The organism is Mesorhizobium sp. M0276, from assembly GCF_040321755.1.
Classification (GTDB): domain Bacteria; phylum Pseudomonadota; class Alphaproteobacteria; order Rhizobiales; family Rhizobiaceae; genus Mesorhizobium.
The window spans coordinates 65,626-85,229 of sequence record NZ_JAMYSC010000010.1 but is presented as its reverse complement, the minus strand read 5'-3'; the positions used below and the strand labels follow the sequence as shown (position 1 = coordinate 85,229).

General features: G+C 62.5%; 19 protein-coding genes. 4 read left to right on the top strand and 15 right to left on the bottom strand.

Annotation, left to right across the window (positions count from 1 at the left end; all coding sequences use genetic code 11):
• Nucleotides 1-25: 25 nt before the first annotated feature.
• The 4 genes from NKJ01_RS10310 to NKJ01_RS10295 form a co-directional block, all read right to left on the bottom strand.
• Nucleotides 26-622 (bottom strand): LysE family translocator, encoded by a 597-nt coding sequence (locus tag NKJ01_RS10310; protein WP_352727678.1) that lies wholly within the window; start codon nucleotides 620-622, stop codon nucleotides 26-28.
• 112 nt (nucleotides 623-734) lie between these two features.
• Entirely contained in the window at nucleotides 735-1,307 is a 573-nt protein-coding gene (ilvN, locus tag NKJ01_RS10305; protein ID WP_023757090.1) for an acetolactate synthase small subunit, read from the bottom strand.
• 85 nt (nucleotides 1,308-1,392) lie between these two features.
• Entirely contained in the window at nucleotides 1,393-3,174 is a 1,782-nt protein-coding gene (locus tag NKJ01_RS10300) for an acetolactate synthase 3 large subunit (RefSeq protein WP_352727677.1), read from the bottom strand.
• Between the two features lie 255 nt (nucleotides 3,175-3,429).
• On the bottom strand, nucleotides 3,430-4,647 hold the full coding sequence (locus NKJ01_RS10295; RefSeq protein ID WP_352727676.1) for a DUF6600 domain-containing protein: 1,218 nt from the start codon (nucleotides 4,645-4,647) through the stop codon (nucleotides 3,430-3,432).
• A gap of 361 nt (nucleotides 4,648-5,008) precedes the next feature.
• On the opposite strand from NKJ01_RS10295, the gene NKJ01_RS10290 reads away from it, so the two are divergent.
• Nucleotides 5,009-6,811: an NAD(P)-binding domain-containing protein gene (locus NKJ01_RS10290; RefSeq protein ID WP_352727675.1), complete on the top strand. Its 1,803-nt coding sequence runs from the start codon at nucleotides 5,009-5,011 to the stop codon at nucleotides 6,809-6,811.
• Between the two features lie 74 nt (nucleotides 6,812-6,885).
• On the opposite strand, the gene NKJ01_RS10285 is transcribed toward NKJ01_RS10290, so the two are convergent.
• From NKJ01_RS10285 to NKJ01_RS10275, 3 genes are read right to left on the bottom strand one after another with little or no spacing between them, the layout of a single operon-like run.
• The gene (locus NKJ01_RS10285) at nucleotides 6,886-7,413 is read right to left on the bottom strand and encodes a GNAT family N-acetyltransferase (RefSeq protein ID WP_352727674.1); all 528 of its coding nucleotides are present in this window, start codon (nucleotides 7,411-7,413) and stop codon (nucleotides 6,886-6,888) included.
• A 44-nt stretch (nucleotides 7,414-7,457) separates the two neighbouring features.
• A complete protein-coding gene (locus NKJ01_RS10280; RefSeq protein WP_352727673.1) occupies nucleotides 7,458-7,766 on the bottom strand; it encodes a hypothetical protein in 309 nt (102 codons plus the stop codon).
• Nucleotides 7,767-7,770: 4 nt separating this feature from the next.
• Complete coding sequence (locus tag NKJ01_RS10275; RefSeq protein ID WP_352727672.1) at nucleotides 7,771-8,334, bottom strand: helix-turn-helix domain-containing protein; 564 nt, start codon at nucleotides 8,332-8,334, stop codon at nucleotides 7,771-7,773.
• 155 nt (nucleotides 8,335-8,489) lie between these two features.
• Between NKJ01_RS10275 and NKJ01_RS10270 the strand changes: the two genes are divergently transcribed.
• Nucleotides 8,490-10,322 carry an ATP-binding protein gene (locus NKJ01_RS10270; protein ID WP_352727671.1) on the top strand — a complete coding sequence of 611 codons (1,833 nt, stop codon included), beginning with the start codon at nucleotides 8,490-8,492 and terminating at the stop codon, nucleotides 10,320-10,322.
• A gap of 224 nt (nucleotides 10,323-10,546) precedes the next feature.
• Here NKJ01_RS10270 and NKJ01_RS10265 read toward each other — a convergent pair whose 3' ends face one another.
• Nucleotides 10,547-11,338: a GGDEF domain-containing protein gene (locus NKJ01_RS10265; protein WP_352727670.1), complete on the bottom strand. Its 792-nt coding sequence runs from the start codon at nucleotides 11,336-11,338 to the stop codon at nucleotides 10,547-10,549.
• A 129-nt stretch (nucleotides 11,339-11,467) separates the two neighbouring features.
• The gene (miaA, locus tag NKJ01_RS10260) at nucleotides 11,468-12,412 is read right to left on the bottom strand and encodes a tRNA (adenosine(37)-N6)-dimethylallyltransferase MiaA (RefSeq protein ID WP_352727669.1); all 945 of its coding nucleotides are present in this window, start codon (nucleotides 12,410-12,412) and stop codon (nucleotides 11,468-11,470) included.
• Here miaA and serB point away from each other — a divergent pair.
• Nucleotides 12,402-13,289, top strand: a complete 888-nt coding sequence (gene serB, locus NKJ01_RS10255; protein WP_352727668.1) for a phosphoserine phosphatase SerB — start codon at nucleotides 12,402-12,404, stop codon at nucleotides 13,287-13,289. The two genes, miaA and serB, sit on opposite strands and share 11 nt — an antisense overlap.
• Nucleotides 13,286-13,861: a GNAT family N-acetyltransferase gene (locus NKJ01_RS10250; RefSeq protein ID WP_352727667.1), complete on the top strand. Its 576-nt coding sequence runs from the start codon at nucleotides 13,286-13,288 to the stop codon at nucleotides 13,859-13,861. The genes serB and NKJ01_RS10250 overlap by 4 nt, the downstream gene beginning before the upstream one ends.
• 46 nt (nucleotides 13,862-13,907) lie before the next feature.
• On the opposite strand, the gene NKJ01_RS10245 is transcribed toward NKJ01_RS10250, so the two are convergent.
• The 6 genes from NKJ01_RS10245 to NKJ01_RS10220 form a co-directional block, all read right to left on the bottom strand.
• Complete coding sequence (locus tag NKJ01_RS10245) at nucleotides 13,908-15,425, bottom strand: DegQ family serine endoprotease (RefSeq protein ID WP_352727666.1); 1,518 nt, start codon at nucleotides 15,423-15,425, stop codon at nucleotides 13,908-13,910.
• A gap of 190 nt (nucleotides 15,426-15,615) precedes the next feature.
• The gene (locus NKJ01_RS10240) at nucleotides 15,616-15,804 is read right to left on the bottom strand and encodes a DUF2065 domain-containing protein (RefSeq protein WP_023757078.1); all 189 of its coding nucleotides are present in this window, start codon (nucleotides 15,802-15,804) and stop codon (nucleotides 15,616-15,618) included.
• Nucleotides 15,805-15,810: 6 nt separating this feature from the next.
• Entirely contained in the window at nucleotides 15,811-16,779 is a 969-nt protein-coding gene (hflC, locus tag NKJ01_RS10235; RefSeq protein ID WP_352727770.1) for a protease modulator HflC, read from the bottom strand.
• Nucleotides 16,779-17,900, bottom strand: coding sequence for an FtsH protease activity modulator HflK (gene hflK / locus NKJ01_RS10230; RefSeq protein WP_352727665.1), 1,122 nt, complete (start codon nucleotides 17,898-17,900; stop codon nucleotides 16,779-16,781). The genes hflC and hflK overlap by 1 nt, the downstream gene beginning before the upstream one ends.
• Before the next feature lie 166 nt (nucleotides 17,901-18,066).
• Nucleotides 18,067-18,585 carry a dihydrofolate reductase gene (locus tag NKJ01_RS10225; RefSeq protein WP_352727664.1) on the bottom strand — a complete coding sequence of 173 codons (519 nt, stop codon included), beginning with the start codon at nucleotides 18,583-18,585 and terminating at the stop codon, nucleotides 18,067-18,069.
• Nucleotides 18,585-19,601, bottom strand: a complete 1,017-nt coding sequence (locus tag NKJ01_RS10220) for a DUF4424 domain-containing protein (RefSeq protein ID WP_352727663.1) — start codon at nucleotides 19,599-19,601, stop codon at nucleotides 18,585-18,587. Before NKJ01_RS10220 ends, NKJ01_RS10225 begins: the two co-directional genes overlap by 1 nt.
• Between the last annotated feature and the right edge of the window lie 3 nt (nucleotides 19,602-19,604).

The following is a 19,604-nucleotide window of genomic DNA, read 5'->3' as shown; positions in this document are numbered from 1 at the left end:
ACGATCAGATGGTGCGCCCCACGACCTATCCAAGCATCGGCCAAAGCGTCGCCGCCAAGAGCACGCCCATGGCGATGTTGAACCATTTCAACCGCACCGGATCCGACAGGAAACCGCGCAGCGCGGTGCCGAACCCCGCCCACACGGAGACGCTTGGCAGATTGACGACGGTGAAAGCCACGGCGATCAACACCACCGACAGGAATGGACGCTCAGGATTGGCGTAGACGGCCATGGCGGTGATCGCCATCACCCATGCCTTGGGATTGACCCACTGGAACGCCGCCGCATCGACGAAGCGCATCGGCCGCGCCTTCACCTCGCCCTTGCCGTTGAGCGAGCGCGACATGGCGATCTTCCAGGCGAGATAGAGCAGATAGACACCGCCGGCGATCTTCAATCCGGTGTGCAACGCCGGGAAAGCCGTAAGCACCGCACCCAGGCCAAGACCCACGGCGACCAGCAGCACCAGAAAACCGATGCTGATGCCCAGCATGTGTGGAACCGATCTGACGAGGCCGAAATTCACTCCCGATGCCAGAAGCATGAGGTTGTTCGGCCCCGGCGTGATCGAGGTTACGAAAGCGTAGACAAGCAGGGCAAGGAATGCGTCAAGCGACATGATATCCTCCCAGATATGTCAGCATTATTGTCGCTTCGTGAGGGCAGCGCAAAGGCCAGCGGCCGGCTCCTGGTCGAACCAGGCCCCCGCCGAAACTGTCGATGCGGCGGGCTTACATCGCCTGTGGGCCGCGGTTCAACGCCGCCACGCCGGTGCGGCAGATTTCGACCAGGCCCAGCGGCTTCATGATGGCGATGAACTGGTCGATCTTTGAGCCCTTGCCGGTGATCTCGAAGATGAAATGCTCGGTGTTGGCGTCGATGACGCTGGCGCGGAACGCGTCGGCCAGCCGCAGTGCCTCGACGCGGGCCTCGCCGGTGCCGGCCACCTTGACCAGCGCCAGTTCGCGCTCCAGCGGCCGCTCCTGGCCGGATTCATGCGAACGCACGGTCAGATCGACGACGCGGTGCACCGGCACGATGCGCTCCAGCTGATGCTTGATCTGCTCCAGCACATGCGGCGTGCCGCGCGTCACGATGGTGATGCGCGACAAGTGCTTCTCATGTTCGGTCTCGGAGACGGTCAGGCTCTCGATGTTGTAGCCGCGCCCTGAAAACAGGCCGATGACCCGGGCAAGCACGCCCGGCTCGTTGTCGACCAGCACGGAAAGCGTGTGGTTTTCCGGCTTTTCGGTTTCCTTGGCGATGAAATAGGCGGAACCGGTCGGCTGTAGCTGTGCGTTCATGACATGAATCTCGATTTCAAGCTCTTGGATCTAATTCTCTGTTTGCGCATGGCTTCTTGCGACAAGCCATGCCCGGGTCTGCCGGCTACACCAGTTCCCTGCCCCTGGCGTCGATGGCGTTGGCCACCGCCTCGTCGGTCGCCTCGTCGGGCAGCAGCATCTCGTTGTGCGCCTTGCCCGAGGGGATCATCGGGAAGCAGTTGGCGAGCGTCGCCACGCGGCAATCGAACAGCACCGGCTTCCTGACCGAGATCATCTCCTTGATCGCATCGTCCAACTCACCCGGCTTCTCGCAACGGATGCCGTGACCGCCATAGGCCTCCGCCAGCTTGACGAAGTCCGGCATTGCCTCGGTATAGGAATGGGACAGGCGATTGCCGTGCAGCAGCTGCTGCCACTGCCGCACCATGCCCATATACTGGTTGTTCAAGATGAAGATCTTGATCGGCGCGTCGTGCTGCACGGCAGCGCTCATCTCCTGCATTGTCATCTGCACCGAGGCATCGCCGGCGATGTCGATGACCAATGCGTCGGGATGCGCGATCTGCACGCCGAGCGCCGCCGGCAGGCCATAGCCCATCGTGCCCAGCCCGCCCGAAGTCATCCAGCGGTTCGGCTTCTCGAAATGATAGTGCTGCGCCGCCCACATCTGGTGCTGGCCGACCTCGGTGGTGATGTAGGTGTCCATGCCCTTGGTCAGTTCATAGAGCCGCTCGATGGCGTATTGCGGCATGATCACGTCGTTGTTCATCTTGTAGGCGAGCGAGTCGCGCGCGCGCCATTTGGCGATCTGCTCCCACCAGGGATAGAGCGCCTTCTTGTCGGCCTTGGCGCTCGCCCGCCACAGCCGCACCATGTCCTCCAGCACCCGGCCGACATCGCCGATGATCGGCACCTCGGTGTGGACATTCTTGTTGATCGACGACGGATCGATGTCGATGTGGATCTTCTTCGAGTTCGGCGAAAACGCGGTCAGCCGCCCGGTGATACGGTCGTCGAACCGAGCGCCGATGCAGATCATCACGTCGCAATCATGCATGGCCATGTTGGCTTCATAGGTGCCGTGCATGCCCAGCATGCCCATCCAGTTCTTGCCCGATGCCGGATAGGCGCCGAGGCCCATCAGCGTCGAGGTGATCGGAAAACCGGTGAGATCGACCAGCTCGCGCAGCAGACGGCTTGCTTCCGGGCCGGAATTGATGACGCCGCCGCCGCTATAGATGATCGGCTTCTTGGCGCCGGCCATCAGCTCGACCGCCGCCTTGATCTTGTCCAGGTCGCCCTGGACCTTCGGCTGGTAGCTGGTGCGCGGCGCGATCTGCGGCGGGACGTAGAATCCCTTGGCGAACTGCACATCCTTTGGGATGTCGACGACGACCGGACCGGGGCGGCCGGTGGTCGCGACATGGAAAGCCTCGTGGATGGTCGCGGCGAGTTCGTTGACGTCCTTCACCAGCCAGTTGTGCTTGGTGCAGGGGCGCGTGATGCCGACCGTATCGCATTCCTGAAAAGCGTCGGAGCCGATCAGCGAGGTCGGCACCTGCCCGGTCAGGCAGACCAGCGGGATCGAATCCATCAAGGCGTCCTGCAGCGGCGTCACCGCATTGGTGGCGCCGGGGCCGGAGGTCACCAGCATCACGCCGGCCTTGCCGGTCGAACGCGCATAGCCTTCAGCCGCATGGCCGGCACCTTGCTCGTGGCGCACCAGGATGTGCTCGACCTCGTCCTGTTGAAAGATCTCATCATAGATCGGAAGGACAGCGCCACCTGGATAGCCGAAGACGTGCTTGACGCCATTGTCCTTCAGCGCCTGCACCACCATTTCGGCGCCTGTCATCTCGCGCCGCTCGTTCTTTCCGTTGCTCATCGGTCTTGTCCCGTACTGTCCGCCGTCAGGCGATTGCTGGTCGTTTAGTCGTGTTTCAGGCAATAAAAAAGGCTCCCGAGGGAGCCTGTGTCTGCGCATGGGGGGTTTTCGCCCGGCGGTTACACCGCCTTGCCCATGCGCTTTCCTACGAGAATGAGTGCCGTTTTCATGGTGGCGGACACTAAGGGCGGGAAAGGCAGCCTGTCAACGGGAAAAATCGCGCCGGCGCGCAGCGTGCCGGCGCGATTGCGGTGATCAGCCCGGCGCCTTGCAGCGGGAAACGCGCGGATCGCATTTGGACACCTTCCTGGCCTGCATCTTTGCCGGCGGGTGGTGAGGCGCCGCCTTGGCCGGACCATGGTGCTGGGACATGCGCATGGCCAGTGCCTGCTGGTGCGGCCTTTGCGGCCCGGCCCTGTGTGTCAGGCGCTGGCCAGAAACCGACTTGGACGAAGCCGGGTTGGGCGGCGATTTTACAACGATGCGCCCATTGCCGGAGGTTTTGCCGGCATGGGCCTTGAGCGCATCGGCCTTCGCACCGTTGCCGGCGACCATGCGCTTGCGCACGGTGGCGCCCGGATTGCCCGCTGCCACCGCGGCCGGAGAAAGGGCCTTGTCGCCGATCGACGTCTTGGAGCCATGGCCCACCACAGTTTGCCCGTTTCCATAGGGTGCCGTGGTGACGGGCGTTCCATTGCCTGCCAGCCTCTTGATCTCCGCGCCCTTGGAAGCATCGAGCCTTGCACTGGCAAACACCCCTTTGCGAGGCGGAACCACTTTTGCCGCCCGGATTGATTCGATGACGGGCTTCGGCAATTGCTGCAGCCTGGGCCCGGCATTGATCGCAACGACCTGGTTGCCGAGCCGCACATGCGGCGCGTTGTTGACCACGACGGTCTGATTGATGATCGTCGTGTTGCGCACGATGACGACGTTTTCCTGAACCGGCCGCACCACCCTGACCAGATCGACCGCGCCGATCGCCGCCACCGGCACGAAACACCACCAGGCATCGTCGAAGGCGACGTCGACATCGGGCGGCGCCGGCGCCCAGCCGACATCGTTGCCGCCCTGGCGCCAGACCACCCAGGCTGGTGCCCATTGATCGCCGGCTATCCACACCCAGCCGAAATCTGGATCATAGGCCCAACGGCCGTAGTGATAGACGACATCGCCAAACGGCTCGGTGGATTGCCAGTACCAGCCGTCGTCGGTCCAGACCCAGTGACCTTCAGTGTAGGGCCGCCATTCGGTACGGACTGTCGGAACCCAGACATCGCCGAAGCGCGCGGAGGTTCGCCATCCGCCATAGTTTGAAAGCCTTTCGCGGATGGTAACGGAAATTTCCGCCGCGTGAGCCTGAGTTCCGGGCAGTACCAGCGGGCTGGTCAAGGTCGCGCTCATGGCCATGACCAGAGCCATGGCAGCGGCGCGTCCGCGCCGGCCGATAGAATGAACTGAAAATGCTTGCATAACGGGCTCCAGAGTTCCGCATCCAGAAAATCCCCGGGAACCGCCCTGTTGCCCGCCACCGCTTCCCGGCTTCTCACCGATCGGTTGTCGTCAGCCCCGGTGACCGCATTGCGGCATATGACCATCAATTTTGCGCGACCGGCGTGGCATTGTCCCCGACGTTCGGAATCGGAGCGTCCGTTCCCAACAGCTGGGTGTTCCAAAACCGCTTGGTGATCTCAATTTCCGGGTAAGTCATTGAAACCGCTGAAAACTATGGTGGGGCGTGACGAGGGCCACTATCTTTGCCGATACTTGATTGTTCGGCCGGCACGTCGGGCTGAGCCATCATGACGATCTGGATTTCACGGGAGGAACCCTGATGCTCGATAAGGCCCCAAACAAGAAACTGTCCGACCTGCTCGATCAATTCGGCGCCGCCCTGGCCGCCAATGACATCGAGAAAGCGATCGATTGCTTTCAGGAGGATTGCTATTGGCGCGACCTCGTCACCTTCACCTGGAACATCAAGACCATGGAAGGCCGCGACCAGGTCCGCGACATGCTGAAAAGCCAGTTGTCGAAGACCAGGCCGTCACACTTTGCCATCGCCAAGGGCGAGGACGCGACCGAGAGCGGCGGGTTGATCGAGGGCTGGATCAGCTTCGAGACCGAGGCGGCACGCGGCTTCGGTCACATCAGGCTGAAGGACGGCAAGATCTGGACGCTGCTGACCACGATGGTCGAGCTAAAGGGCCACGAGGAGCCGGCGGGCTTCGCGCGGCCGATGGGCGCCAAACATGGCTCGGGCAAGAACCGTCCGACATGGAAGGAAGAGCGCGAAAAGGAGGCCGCCGAACTCGGCTTCAAGACGCAACCCTATACGGTCATCATCGGCGGCGGCCAGGGCGGCATCGCGCTCGGCGCGCGGCTGCGGCAACTGGGCGTGCCGACGATCATCATCGAGAAGAACGAGCGCGCCGGCGACAGCTGGCGAAAGCGCTACAAGTCGCTCTGCCTGCATGACCCGGTCTGGTACGACCATCTGCCCTATATCGACTTCCCCAAGAACTGGCCGGTCTTCTCGCCCAAGGACAAGATCGGCGACTGGCTGGAAATGTACACCAAGGTGATGGAGCTGAATTACTGGTCCTCGACCGAGGCCAAAAGCGCTTCCTATGACGACAACAAGAAGGAATGGACCGTCGTCGTCCGCCGCGACGGCAAGGACATTGTCCTGAAACCCAAGCAACTGGTGCTGGCCACTGGACAATCCGGCAAGGCCAACATGCCGAAATTCAAGGGGATGGAAGATTTCAAGGGCGATCAGCATCACTCCTCCAAGCATCCCGGACCCGACGCTTATGTCGGCAAGAAAGCCGTTGTCATCGGATCCAACAATTCCGCCCATGACATCGCCGCGGCACTTTGGGAGGCCGGTGCCGACGTCACCATGGTGCAGCGCTCGAGTACCCATATCTCCCGATCCGACACGCTGATGGAAATCGGACTGGGTTCGCTCTATTCGGAGCAGGCGGTGCAGAATGGCATCACCACGGCCAAGGCCGACCTGATCTTTGCTTCACTGCCCTACAAGATCCTGCACGAGTTCCAGATCCCGGCCTATGCCGAGATGAAGAAACGCGACGCGGCGTTCTACAAGGGACTGGAAAACGCAGGTTTCATGCTTGACTGGGGCGACGACGAATCCGGCCTGTTCATGAAGTACCTGAGGCGCGGCTCTGGCTACTATATCGATGTCGGCGCATCACAGCTGATCATCGATGGTTCGATCAAGCTGAAGAGCGGCGTAGACGTCGAGGAGATCAAGCAGCATTCGGTTCTGCTCAGCGACGGGTCGGAACTGCCCGCGGACCTCATCGTCTACGCCACCGGCTACGGCTCGATGAACGGCTGGGCCGCCGATCTGATCTCCAGGGACGTCGCCGACAAGGTCGGCAAATGCTGGGGCCTCGGCTCGAACACCACCAAGGATCCCGGCCCGTGGGAAGGCGAGTTGCGTAACATGTGGAAGCCGACGCAACAGGAAGCGCTATGGTTCCATGGCGGCAATTTGCACCAGTCACGCCACTATTCGCAGTTCCTGTCGCTGCAGTTGAAGGCGCGGCACGAAGGCATCGCGACGCCGGTCTACGGCCTGCAGCAGGCCCACCACAAAGGCTAATCGACCGCCATTCCAGTTGAGCATCATGAAGGGGGCACGGCTTGCACCCTGCCTCCTTCCTCGATTGGATGACCTTACGAGATTGGCCCGATACGCTTCCAGTAGATCAGCGTGCCCGTCAGCCCGCCATGCGGCTTCAGGGCATAGTCCGGTATCTCGCCGGTCAGCGTGAAGCCGAGCTTTTCGTAGAGGCCTGAAGCGCCCTCGTCAGCGGCCGTATCGAGAACCAGCAGCGTCCGCCCCTTCTCGACGGCAAGGCTCTCGGCGGCCCTCATCAGGCGCATTCCCACACCCCTGCCCCGACGATCGACCCGCGTCATCAGCTTGGCGATCTCGGCCCGGTGCGGCTGGTTGGGCGGGCAGTCGAGCAGCAAGGTTACTGTGCCGACCAGGACCTCGCCGTCCCAGGCGCCAAGCACGGCTCTTTCCCCTCTTTCCGCCGCGGCCAGCGATTTCTCCCAGAAGGCCCTTGCTGTCTGCGGCACCAGTGGATGCATGAAGCTCACCGATCCGCCGGCCGCCACCGTCGCGACCAGCAATTCGGCCAGCTTGTCTTGCGTCTCGGCAGTCGGGGTCAGGGTTCCGATCTCGATGGAGTTCATGCTTATGAGGTCCTGTGGTTTGCGATAGACGTGGCACATTGCCGTCAGTCCAGGTGGCGCACGCGGCGTCGCTTTCGCGCCGCCTTGATGGCGCTGATGCGTTCGGCGTCTTCGTGCCCGAGATGCCGCCCACGCTCCAGAATCTCGAGCGTGTACTCCTCATAGGTCAGGCCCAGCCGCTCGGCCCGGTCCATGCGCAGCAGCATGACCTCGCGGCTCGGCGCCTTCCATGCCTTGGCATGGGCGGCCTGCCAGGCAAGGAAGATATAGGGGTCGCCCTTGCCCCATGGCGGGCCCTTGTACTCATCAAGAGGCGGCCCCCCATTGTGGGGGCGCTTTGGTCTCGTGGCCATGATGTCAGGCCCTGACCAGCGCGACGAGATAGTCGGCACCGCGTTCCAGGGCATGAAAGGTGCAATCAGACGGCGGCCCGAGCGCCAGGCAATCGCCTGGCTCAAGCCGGTGCACCGTCTCACCTTCAACGAATTCGAGCCGCCCGGAAATCAGCCATATCTGCTGCTTGATGAAGGCGTAGGAAGCGGCCGGAAAGCTGACTTTGGCGCCCGCCGGCAGCTGCACCCTGATGAGTTCGAGCGGTATGTCGCCAGCCGGCGACAGGTGCCGTCTTACATAGCCGGTGTCGGGGTCGCGCCACACCGGTTGGTCGGCCTCGCGCAGCAGCCCGCCGCCTTGCAATTCCGCGCGCGCGATCAAGGTCGACAGCGTCAGGCCGAAGGCCGCCGCGATGCGCACGAGAAGGGCCGCCGTCGGACTGGTCTTGCCGCGCTCGATCGTGCTCAGCATCGCCTTCGAGACGCCGGAACGCTCCGCAAGCTCGGCCAGGGACCAGTCCCGCATGACCCTTTCGGCGTGTATCCTTCGGCCGATCGTCGAGGAAATGTCGTTCGCTATATCATCCATACGTCTACTATAGCGAAATATTGGCGTCGCAAAAGAGGTGCCTCGCGACAATTTTCATGCGGCCATTAAGCCTCTCTACACCATCCGACCTCATCGGGCCTTAACCCCATTCCTGTAGGCTCGATGCTCCAGGGGAAATGGGGATTGGCCTGTCCATGTATGTCGAACGCGCAGCTTCTGTTGGAGAACCGACATCGCAGGAGCGCCGCGACGCCGAGCAGAACGACAGGCGCATCCTGGGCAATGTCGTGCAGTGCGACGGCGCACGCGCGACCATCAGCGCCTATGCGGACGATGTCGACGGCGCGGTGACCGGCCTGTGGACGGTCGGCAAGATGATTTCCATCAATCTCGGGCCCACGCGAACCGTCGGCCTGGTCTACGGGATCGGCAAGTCGGATCGCGCCTGGAGCAATGAGGGCCAGAACGCCATCGAGGTCAGCATCGAGCTGATCGGCGAAGTACGTGATGCAGCAGAGCCCGGCGGCAAGCCGGTCTTCGACCGTGGCATCACCACCTACCCACATATCGGCGCCGTTGCGCACCGCATCCGCACCCGTGACCTGCAGGCTGTCTATGACCTCGCGGGGCGTCATTCGATCACCATCGGTACGCTCGCGCAGGACGAAGCTATTGCCGCCAACATCGCCATCGACGATACGCTGGCGCGTCACTTCGCCATTGTCGGCACCACCGGTGTCGGCAAGTCCACCGCCGTCTCGCTGCTGCTGCGCAAATCGATCGCGGCGCGACCCGACCTGCGCATCCTGATCCTCGACCCGCACAATGAGTTCGCGGCGTCGCTGCCCGAATATTGTGTCAGGGTCGATTCCAAAACCTTGGATCTTCCGTTCTGGATGTTCACGCTGGAGGAATTCGCCGAGGTACTGTTCCGTGGCCGCGAGACGGAGCCGGAAGAAATCGATGCCTTGCGCGACCTCATCCCGGCCGCCAAGAACCTTTACCGCAATCCGAATTCCGGTGCCTATCTGCGGCGCGGCAACGATGCGCTGACCGCCGATACGCCGGTGCCTTACCGGATCGCCGACCTCCTCAAGCAGATCGACGAGCGGATGGGCATGCTCGAAAGCAAGGCCGATCGCCCGACGCTCAGATCGCTGAAGACTCGCATCGAATCGGCGGCGGCCGACCCACGCTACCGCTTCATGTTCAACTCGCGCCTGATCGAGGACACCATCCACGAAACGATCGGCAACATCTTCCGCGTGCCGCATCATGGCCGCCCGGTGACCTGCTTCGAGATGGCCGGCATGCCCTCCGAAGTGGTCAATTCCGTCTGCTCGGTTCTGGCGCGCCTGGCTTTCGATCTCGCTTTGTGGAGCGAAGGCAAGCTGCAGCTTCTGTTTTTGTGCGAAGAAGCGCACCGCTACATGCCGGCCGATCCGCGCCTCGGCTTCGCGCCGACCAGGCACGCGCTGTCGCGCATCGCCAAGGAAGGCCGCAAATATGGCTGCTATCTTGGCGTCGTCACCCAGCGCCCGGGCGAGCTCGACCCGACCATCCTGTCGCAATGCTCGACCTTCTTCGCCATGCGGCTTGCCAATGAGCAGGACCAGGCGATCATCCGTTCGGCGATTGCCGACTCTTCCGCCTCGACGCTTGCCTTCTTGTCCTCCATGGGCCAGCGCGAAGCCATCGCCTTCGGCGAAGGCGTGGCGTCGACCATGCGGCTGAAGTTCGAAAAACTGCCGAGCGAGTTGCTCCCGGGCACGGCCAAGCGCGAACAGGCCGCCTCTGCGAAGTCAGGCGACGATGTCGATCTGGTGGCAATCGTCGAACGACTGCGCAACGTGCCGAAACCAACGCAGCAGGCGATGGCCTTCGCGGAAGTCGTCGATTCAGGCCGCCAGGCTGGCGATCCCGACTACCGCAAGCCACCCACCACTCGCGCGTCATCGGACGACGATTTCGACATGCGCTACGGTCTCAAGCCCGCGACCTTCGGCCTGCGCCCGCAAAACGACTGAGCCTGCGGGCTCTGCTGTTCTGCCGGTTGAGTGAGAACGGCGCCAAGGTTCCAGGGCTCAGCTTCGTTGGCATGCCTGGGTAAATCCCGAAAGAGAATTCATCAGGCCGAGTTGCATGATGTGGCTTTTGAGAAGCCGGAGCGGAACGGACATTTAGTCCGTGAGCACCGGAAGTCGAGAAAGCCGCGTCAGGCGACCGGCCTCATGAATTCTTCTTCGGGATTCTAGGCGCAGACGCGGTTGCGGCCTTGCCTCTTCGCCTCATAGAGCTGGCGGTCTGCCCGGCGATAGAACTCCTCCGCCGTTTCGTTGCGGTCCCAGACGGCAAGCCCGACGCTGGTGGTGATCTTGAGGCGGACATTGCCCGACAGCACCGACATGTTGGCGATCGCCTTGCGGATCCGCTCGGCAAACTTGCCCAGAAGGTCGGCGTCCATGTTGGGCGTGACCACGGCGAACTCCTCGCCACCCAAACGCGCCACCACGTCGTGGTAGCGTGTCATATCCTTGAGACAGTTCGCGACGGCCTTGAGCACCTCGTCGCCGACATCATGGCCGTGAGTATCGTTGACCTGCTTGAAATGATCGAGATCCAGGATCATCAGCCCGACTGGTTTTTCGATGCGCCGGAACTCCTCGAGATACTCCTTCAGCGCGTCATCGAAATAGCGCCGGTTCTGCATGCCGGTCAGGCCGTCGGTCAGCGCCGCATGCTCGAAAGTTTCCGAGCGTGCGCTGAGCGAGACCGTCATGGCACGTAGCTTGCCTTCTTCTGTCGCCTGTTTTCGGATCAGCGGGTAGATGAAGAAAATGCCGAAGAACAGCGCGGTGGCCAAAAGCACACCGGTCGCGAACAAAAGCTTGTTGAGATAAATGACCTTGTCCAGACCCGAAGCCGTATGCAACTCGGTGGCGAAGGATTGCAGAAGGCCATAGGCATGCAGCGTCACCAGGCCGGCGGCCAGGATCACGAAGATAAAGACGAAAAATGCTGATTCCGCCTTGTGGAAACGCATCTGCTCCCCGCTGGAAAGTACCCCACTGACCTTATGGCATGGGAGGGCTTACGGAGGGTTAATTTGGACAACCGCAACGAGAACCTTTCCTTGCAGATAAACTTTTTAGGTTGCAATTGAAACAGCCAATCAGATCGTGGTTTCCAGATCATCACCGGGGCGCAATCTCAGCCATTCCGGCCCCAGTTGATGCCTGAACCAGGTCGTTTGCCGCTTGGAATATTGCCTGGTGGCGATCTTGGCGCGTTCGATCGCCTCGGGAAAGCCAATCTCTCCGGCCATCGCGGCCAGCAGTTCACGAACGCCAATCGCCTTCATTGCCGGCAACTGGGGATCGAGGCCAAGCGCCGATAGCCGTTTGACCTCGTCCAGCGCGCCCTTGTCCAACATCTGGTCGAAGCGTTTTTCGATGCGGTCGACCAGCGCCGCCCGGTCCGGCTCGATCACGAAGAAATGCGCGGTCTCCCTGTCTATGAGTGGCCGGCCGCGTTCTGCCTGCCATTCCCGGATCGAACGGCCCGACGCGTCGAGCACCTCCAATGCCCGCACGATGCGCTGGCTATCGGTTGGCTTGAGCATCATGGCGGCCGCCGAATCCTCGCGCAGCAACAGGCTGTGCAGCTTGACGGCGCCCTGCTCCTTCAGTTCGTAGCGCCAGCGGTCCCGAATCCGCTGCGGAATATCGGGCATTTCCGAAATGCCCTCGGCCAACGCACGGAAGTAGAGCCCGGTACCGCCGACAAAAATTGCGGGCCGTTCGGAAAGCGCGCCGTCGTCGATCAGCTTCATCACGTCGCGCAGCCATGCGCCGGTGGAATAGGCTGTGGCCGGGTGGACATGGCCGTAGAGAAAATGCGGCGCGCGGGCGAGGTCGGCCGCCTCCGGCCGGGCGGTCAGCACATCGAGCACCGAATAGCCCTGCATGGAATCGGCATTGACGATCACGCCGTCCTTGCGCTCGGCCAGATCGAGCGCCAGCGCCGACTTGCCGCTGGCGGTCGGCCCGGCTATCAGGATCGCGTTCTTCACGCGGCCCTCGTCCGCATGTTCGCCGGAATGTTCCATGCCGCTCATCGCCACGCTTGTTTCCCATCCCGCTGACCGCGCCTTGTCGCTGTCGCTTGCGAATATGGCGTCACGGTCAGTCGGCGCAAGCGCTGTTGTCTGGCTTGCCGAAGGAATTGCCTGCGATCTTGTGCTGCCTGAGATTGCTGACGCCGCCGACACGACTGCCGCATTGCGCACGGCACTCGCCACCGAGGCGGTCGACGTGATCGTCCAGCAGGCCGAGACCCGCCGCAAAAAGATCCTCATGGCCGACATGGACTCAACCATGATCGACCAGGAATGCATCGACGAACTGGCCGACGAGATCGGCGTCAAGGACCGTGTCGCCACCATCACCGCGCGATCGATGAACGGCGAGATCGCTTTCGAACCGGCTCTGCGCGAGCGAGTGGCACTGCTGAAAGCCCTCGACGCCGCCGTGGTCGACCGCATCGTCGCCAATCGTCTGACGCTGGCCTCAGGCGGCCGCGCGCTGGTTCAGACCATGCGCGCCAACGGCGCCTGGACGGCACTCGTGTCCGGCGGCTTCGAGGTCTTCACGACGCGAATCGCGGCCATGCTTGGCTTCCACGAGAACCGCGCCAACCGCCTGCTCGAACAGGATGGCCGCTTCACCGGGCTGGTCGGTGAACCGATCCTCGGCCGCGCCGCCAAGGCCGAAGCGCTGATCGAAATTTCAGCGCGCCTTGGTCTGACGCCCTTTGACGTCATCGCCGTCGGCGACGGCGCCAATGATCTCGACATGATCCGCCTGGCCGGCACCGGTGTTGCGCTTCATGCCAAGCCGACGGTGGCGGCACAGGCAAAGGTTCGCATCGACCATGGCGATCTGACCGCATTGCTCTATTTGCAAGGCTACAGGCAGGAAGAGTTTGTGCAATGAAACCAATGCGTACCGAGCGCCTGATCCTGCGCAACTGGGAGGATCGCGACCGTGAACTGTTCCACCGGATCAACTCCGACGCACAGGTGATGGAATTCTTTCCGTTCCGCCACGACCGCGCCGCCACGGATGCCAAGATGGACGAGTTGCGAGGCGTGATCGACCGCGACGGCTATGGCTTTGCCGCCGCCGAGATCATCACCACCGGTGAGTGCATCGGCTTTGTCGGCATCACCGGAACCGACCATATGCCGTTCCTGCCGGCGGGTACCATCGAGATCGGCTGGCGGCTGGCGCCCGAATACTGGGGCAAGGGCTATGTCACCGAGGCCTCGGAAGCCTGGCTGGACTACGGCTTCGAAACGCTCGGCCTTGGCGAGATCGTCTCCTTTGCTGTCGGGAACAACCGCCGCTCCACGGCCGTCATGGAGCGCCTCGGCATGACTGCCGACCCGTCCGCCGACTTCGACCACCCCGGCATTCCCGCAAGCCAGCCCGCGCTCAAGCGACATGTGTTCTACCGGCTCTCCCGCGCCGCTTGGGAGCAAAGAAGAAAAAGGGCGGCCCGCTAGCCGCCCTTCCATTCTAGATGAGAATTCTGCCGGATCCTTCCGGACTTCAGTCCATCCGGATCGTGACGAACCTGAGCTCGCCGGTCTTCGACGCCAGCATCAAGAGCGCATTCTTGCGTCCCTGTTCCTTCAAGGCGCCGATCCGGTCCATAACATCCTTGGGCGTAGCGACCGATTCCTGTGCGATCTCGGTAATCACTTCGCCCGGCTGGATACCGCGTTCGGCGGCAGCAGAGTCCTTGGTGACGTCGGTGATGACGACGCCGGAAACATCGCCCGCAATGCTGAACTTCTTGCGCGTCTCGTCGTTCAGTTCGCCGACCGTCATCCCGAGCACCGAGGCTGTGGAAACGGCCGGGGCCCTTTCACTCTTGTCCTGATCGGTGTTGCCACCCTGTTCGCCGCTGGCGAGCTTTTCGCCGTCCTCGAGCCGCCCGAGCGTCACTTTCACGGTCTGCTCGACGCCCTTGCGCACAATCAGCACGTCGACCGCCTTGCCGACCGGGCTTTCGGCGACGACGCGCGGCAGATCGCGCATTTCATGAATGTCCTTGCCGTCGAATTTCAGGATGACGTCGCCGGCCTGAACTGTGCCATTGTCGACCGGACCACCCTTGATGACGCCGGCAACCAGCGCGCCCTTGGCAGTCACCATGCCGAGGCTCTCGGCGATGTCGTCGGTCACCGGCTGGATACGCACGCCGAGCCAACCGCGCCGCGTCTCGCCGAACTGGCGCAACTGGTCGACCACGCCCGAGGCGAGCTGCGAGGGAATGGAGAAGCCGATGCCGATCGAGCCGCCGGACGGCGAAATGATGGCGGTGTTGATGCCTATGACCTCGCCGGCGCTGTTGAACAGCGGGCCGCCGGAATTGCCGCGATTGATCGCGGCATCGGTCTGGATGAAGTCGTCATAGGGGCCGGAATTGATATCGCGGTTGCGGGCCGAGACGATACCGACCGTCACAGTGCCGCCGAGGCCGAACGGATTGCCGATCGCCATCACCCAGTCGCCGACACGCATCTTGGTGGAATCGCCAAACTTCACCGCCGTCAGCTTGTGTCCTTTCGGATCGACCTTCAGCACCGCGACATCTGTCTTGGTGTCGGTGCCGACCAGCGTTGCCTTCAAGGTAATGCCGTCGGAGAAATTGACTTCGATGTCGTCGGCGTCGGCGATCACGTGGTTGTTGGTGACGACGATGCCTTGCTCGGCATCGACGACGAACCCGGAGCCCAGCGACTGCACTTTCTGCCCGCTATTGTCCTTGTCGCCGCCGCGGTTCTTGAAGAAATCGTCGAAGAAGTCCTGGAAGGGCGAACCCTCTGGCAGCTGCGGCATCGGCACGGCACCCGGACCTTCGGTACCCTTCACCGTCTGCGAGGTCGAGATGTTGACCACCGCGCCGAGCAGGCCTTGCGCCAGATCGGCGACCGAAGCAGGTCCGTCAGCGGCAAATGTCGGTGTCACGAAGGACGGGACAGCGACGGCGCTGACAAGAAGTGCCGCAGCGCCCGCGATGAACGTCCGCCGTGCCGCGCGCAAAATAATGTTGGATGTCATCGAGAAGCCTCCCGGTATTCCTGAAAAGAAAAGCGCTTCGACGAAAACGCCGCGTCGCGCCATGTTGGCAAAAAATACGGCACGTTTGCGGCTATGACTATCGGCAGAGGATAAATCATCCGTTATCCCCGGGATCGAAGCTCGTATCGCGGATCGAAACCAGTATCCCGAAAACCGAAGCTCACCGGCCTCATATACCTCGCACCAGCCAGACGATCCCGACGCCGATGGCGATCGCAGCCAGCCCGGCAATCCGCAACGCATTCTCGGGCAGCGACAGCACTTCGGTTGCAAGCCTCCTGGCAAGGCCGGGAAAGCCGCCATAGACCAGGCCCTCTATAACAAGGACGAGGCCAATGGCGGCGAGAAAATCCTGCACCGGCCGCTACTGGCCGGTGCTGGGCTGTACCGCCGGGGCGGCAGGTGCCGTTGGCGGCGCGGTTGGCGCAGCCGACCCCGGCTTCGCCGGCGCCTCCTTGCCGTCTGGATCGCGGAAGAAGCGGAAGAACTCCGAACTCGGCGACAGCACCATCGTCGTCCCGGTGTTGTCCAGCGCCGTTCCATATGCGTTCATCGACCGGTAGAAGTCGAAGAAGGCAGGATCGCGCTGATACGCTCCCGCGAAGGTGGCACTGCGCTGGGCTTCGCCCTCGCCGCGCAGGATCTCCGACTCTTTCTGAGCTTCGGCAACGATCTCGACCACTTCGCGATCGGCGCGGGCCGTGATGCGCTGTGCCGCTTCATTGCCCCGCGCCCTCAGCCGCGCAGCCTCAGCCAGACGTTCCGCCTTCATGCGGTCGTAGGTTTGTTGCGAAACCTCGGCGGTGAGATCGGTGCGACGAATGCGGACATCCTCTATCTGCAGGCCGAGCGACGTCGCGTCTGGCCTAAGCTGATCGCGGACTTCGCGCATCATCACGGCACGCTGTTCGGAGAGCGCGGCCTCGAAATCGCGCAGACCGTAGACGCGGCGCAAGGCAGCGTCGAGACGCGTCCTCAGTCGCGCTTCGGCCAGTTCGATCTGACCGGACACGGCGGAGCGGAAGACGCGCGGATCCGAGATGCGGTAGGCGATGAAGGCGTCGACCTCATAGAACTTGCCGCCCGACACCTGGACACGAATGTTGTCGAGATCAAAGCGCAGCACCCGGTTCTCGATCAGTTGCACCGTATCGGCGTCGAAGAACGAGAACGGCGCCTTGAAGTAGATGCCGGGCTCGCTTTTGACGTCGACGATCTCGCCGAACCTGAGCACAAGCGCCTGCTGGCGCGCATTGACCACGAAGACCGACGAATAGAGCAGGAACAGGATGACGGCCGCTGCGACGACGATGACGGGAAGACGGTTGGCCATCATTGGTTACCTCCCGTAACGCCACCAGGCGCGGCCGGTGCCTGCGCCTTCGGCTGCAATGCCGGCAGTGGCAGATAGGGAACGACACCTTGGCCGTTGCCCTGCTCGACGATCACCTTGCTAGAATCCTTCAGAACCCTCTCCATGGTTTCCAGGTAGAGGCGCTTGCGCGTCACGTCGGGTGCCTTGGCATATTCGTCATAGACCGAGATGAAGCGCTGTGCCTCACCTTCAGCCTCTTGCACGACCCGGTTCTTGTAGGCGGCCGCGTCTTCGCGGACCTGTGCGGCTTCGCCGCGCGCCTGGCCGAGCTTCTGGTTGGAGTACTGGTTGGCCTGTTCGACGAATTTGTCTTCGTCCTGCTCGGCGCGCTGCACCTCGTCAAACGCATCGGCGACTTCGCGTGGCGGTGCCGCATCCTCGATCGAGACGGCATTGACGTTGAGACCGGCCTTGTAGCCGTCCAGCGTCGTCTGGATGATTTCACGCACCGAGGCGGCGATGCCCTGGCGGTCGTCGCGGAAGATGTCCTGCGCCGGCCGGCGGCCGACGGCTTCGCGCATGGCGCTTTCGGCAACCTGCCGCAGCATTCCGTCGGGGTCGGACACGTCGAACAGATACGACCTCGGGTCGGAGACCTGATAGGCCACCGAGAACTGCACGTTGACGATGTTCTGGTCGCCGGTGAGCATCAGCCCGGAGGTGTTGCCACTCGTCGCGCCACCGCCGCCGATATCGACGAGTTGCTCGGAGATCTTGGCCGTCTCGACCGTTTCGAGCGGCCACCAATGGAAATGCAGGCCCGGCTGCGACAGCTCGGCCTTCGGCTTACCGAAGCGCAGTTCGACCGCGACCTCGTCGGGCTGCACGGTGTAAACCGCCTTGAAGGCCCACAGCACCACAAGTGCCGCCGCGATCAGTGCGAAGATAGCCGGGCTTGCGCCGCCGCCACCCGGCAGGGCGCGCCGCAGTCGGTCCTGGCCGCGGCGGATGATGTCTTCAAGATCGGGAGGCGAGCCCTGCGGGCCGCTCGGTCCCTTTGGTCCCTGCCCCCAGGGTCCTTGATTGCCGCCGCCGCCCCATGGGCCGCCGCCACCGCCACTTTTATCGTTCCAGGGCATAAATGTCCTTTCGCTTGGAATTCCCTCAAGCGCCGGCATTTCGGCGCAAATCCATTATGTTCTTCTATAGGGACGCCGCGAGGCGCTTTCAACGCGATGCGCTGCCAGTTCGTCCGATTTGGTCCGGTCGCGACCCTTTGTCTTCCTTCGATGCCCTTTTTGTCATTCAATGTCTCGCGCGCCGGCGCTCGTAAACCGAATAGCGCGTCGCGTGACTGTCCTTTTCCCCGGCCGGAACCTCCTGGGAGCTGACGACGCGCCAGGAATCCGGATCGATCGGCGGGAAATGCGCGTCGCCGTCGACCGTTGCCAGTATATGGGTGACATGCAGCCGGTCGGCCAGCAGCAGCGCCTGGCTATAGATTTCGCCGCCGCCGATTACACAGACCTCGTCCACCCCGGCCATGCAGCGGCCGCGCACCGTTGCCAGCTGGATCGCGGCTTCGAGCGAATGCGCGACCTCGACGCCGTCGGCGCGCCAGGCCTTGTCGCGGGTGACCACGATGTTCAGCCTGCCGGGCAGCGGCCGGCCGATGCCTTCATAGGTCTTGCGGCCCATGATGATGGGTTTGCCCATCGTATCGGCCTTGAAACGCTTGAGATCGGTGGAAAGTCGCCAGGGCAACCCGCCGTCTCGCCCGATCACGCCGTTCTCGGCAATGGCAACGTATATTGCGACATGCATCAGTTGGCGTTCCCATCATTGCGATCCGACGGTTCGAGCAGAAGAATGTCGATGTCGTGCTCTGGATCGAAATCATCCGCCGTCATCTCGAATGTCGTCGGCCCGACCTTTTTGACATTGTCGCCGCAGAACGAGACCAGGGCCCTCGGATTGCCCTTGTCGACCGTCAGTTTGAACTTGCCGATCGAGCCCGCTGCCCAGTTGCCGCCTGTGGTCAGGATATAGGCGATCCGATTTTCATAATATTTTGAATAGCCGTCGGCGTCGTCCTTGGCCGCCTTGCGCACCGCGTTCTCGAACGTGTCGTCCATGCAGTAGCGCGTCTTGTAGGTCGCGTACTCCCCCTGGAACTTGCCGTCGTAGAAAAAGCTGACCGAGGAGGTGCCGCCCACGCTCGGCTTGTAACGGTGGGAAACGTGGACGTCCTTGTTGGCCGGAAAGGTTGAGCGCCACCAATAGGTCGAACGCAATTGCCAGAATGGCGTGTAGACCTTCTTCGCCTCCGTACCGTCGCCGCCGGTGTCCTCGATGATGATGCCGCGGTTGACCCAGTCATCGGTAACCGCTTGAGGCAGCTTGGCCAGCGCCGCCTTCGCCGCGTCGCCGAAAGGATAAAACGGCACGTTCTGCGCCTTCAGATCGGCGCTGATGTCGATGCCGAGCGCGAACACCTTCTGCTCGAGCTGCGGCTTTGCCGGCGCGCCATCGATCGTCACCTCAAAGCCGAGGAAATTGTCGCTCTGATCGTTGGGCAGTGCCGGCCTCTCTTCGGGGTCGCCTTCGATGTCGGGCATCGGGAAGGCAACGATCGCGTCGACATCCCGATCGGTGTTGTTGTGGAAGACGTAGTCGACCGTCACCTTTTCCGGCGAGATGAAAAGATCCTCGCTTTGCATCGCCACGGCATCGCTGCGCGACAGGATCAGGCCGCCGGTGCCAAGCTCGGCAACTGAATCATTGGCGAATGCGGGCGCAGCCAGCAGGGCCAGCGCGGCGGTCAGAACATATCGCAACATGAA